This is a genomic window from Pseudomonas sp. HMSC063H08 (assembly GCF_001813645.1).
Taxonomy (GTDB): Bacteria; Pseudomonadota; Gammaproteobacteria; order Pseudomonadales; family Pseudomonadaceae; genus Pseudomonas; species Pseudomonas aeruginosa.
In genome coordinates this window covers 1-1,319 of sequence record NZ_KV813440.1, presented here as the reverse complement: position 1 = coordinate 1,319, position 1,319 = coordinate 1, and the positions used below count along the sequence as shown (strand labels likewise).

General features: G+C 64.4%; 2 protein-coding genes and 1 pseudogene. All 3 read right to left on the bottom strand.

The window, feature by feature from the left end; all coding sequences use genetic code 11:
• Positions 1–887: pseudogene (locus tag HMPREF2924_RS14710) on the bottom strand (conjugative coupling factor TraD, PFGI-1 class); the annotation flags it as partial.
• 4 nt (positions 888–891) lie between these two features.
• Positions 892–1,161, bottom strand: coding sequence for a hypothetical protein (locus HMPREF2924_RS14705; RefSeq protein ID WP_003134169.1), 270 nt, complete (start codon positions 1,159–1,161; stop codon positions 892–894).
• 8 nt (positions 1,162–1,169) lie between these two features.
• The coding region (locus HMPREF2924_RS35505; RefSeq protein WP_141765541.1) for a DUF2859 domain-containing protein at positions 1,170–1,319 on the bottom strand (150 nt) is incomplete at its 5' end.

The window sequence follows — 1,319 nt, the reverse complement described above, 5'->3', positions numbered from 1 at the left end:
TTGTAGCGTGCCGACAGGTCAGGATGACCGAGGTGGAACACGTAGAACTCGTCCAGGCGGCCGGCACGTTCGCATTCCACGTACATACGCTTCAGCAGATCAGCGTCGCCTTTCGGGTCGAAGACTATCACCACCTCGTAGTCCGGCTGCTCCTCTGCGCGCCGGCGCCGATAGCCGTGGTGAACCGTCTGGGTCCGCCGGCCCATCTTCACTCGCTGGCGTCGGCCCCGGTAGTGGGTGCGGCGAATATCCTGGGTGATGAACAGTTCCGCGAGTCGCGTCTTACCCACCCGCGTGGTGCCAAGCACCAGGGTGTGGCCGACGCGCTCGCCCAGTTGCAATCCCACGTCCTCCTCTCGCGGTTCGATGCCGTGGAGCCGAGGCAGACCGCCCACGGGTGGCAACGGCCGAGCGGGGTTCCAGGCCACGTCCCAGGCAGTGGCTTTGGCGACCAGCTTCAGGGGGAAGGGGGCAAACTCGAGCTGCTTCTCCAACCGGCGCGCGCGCTGGTAGAGCGGCGAGGGCTCGACGTAGGAGGCGAACTGGGGCAGGTAGGTATCTGCCAGGCGCTGCGTATGCTTCTGCGTCCAGCGAAATCCTTTACCGATGAACAGGTGTTCATTGCTGACCGGCATCTCGGCGCTGGTCATCGTGTACTTCGGCAGTCGGCGAATGTTCCGCCGGTAGCGGAGCACCACGCCGGCCTGCTTCAGCCGCACGATACCCAGCCAGACGAAGCATAGCGCGGCCACGCTGCCGAACAGCGGAGTGAGGGCGAACGTCCACGGCGCGACGATGCAGAGCGCGGCCGCGGTGAAGCACACGGTGGTGGTGTAGAGCTCCACGGCAGGCCGCAAGAGCGCTTCCAGCGGGTACTGGCCAGCCATGGGTTTATACCTTCAGGCTTGCCGGCGCCTGCAGGCGGCCCGGTCGGCGGCCCTTGGCATGAAGTTCGAGCACCTGTTTCCTGGCTAGCTCTACCTCATGATCAGGCAGCATCTGCTCCAGCAGCTCGCAGAGGGTCGACTCGTCCTCTAAGGCCTTGGACGCCACCTCACCGCCGTAGCGTGAGATCAGGTCGAGCAACCCCTGGTACATGAGTTGGCGTGCCTGAGCGTCGTTCGGCTGCTTGATGACTAGGGTGATCAGGTGAGTAGTCATGAGGACTCCTACTGCTGGATGGCGGTGGATGTGATGAGGGCGGGGTAGTGCCGCAGCCCTAGCCGGTCGACCAGGTCGTCCGCAGGCGCTGGCAATATCTGAAGTCCTTTCCCCCAGGCCCGAATTTCCGTCAGGCGCGCTTCGCTGGCCACGTTCAC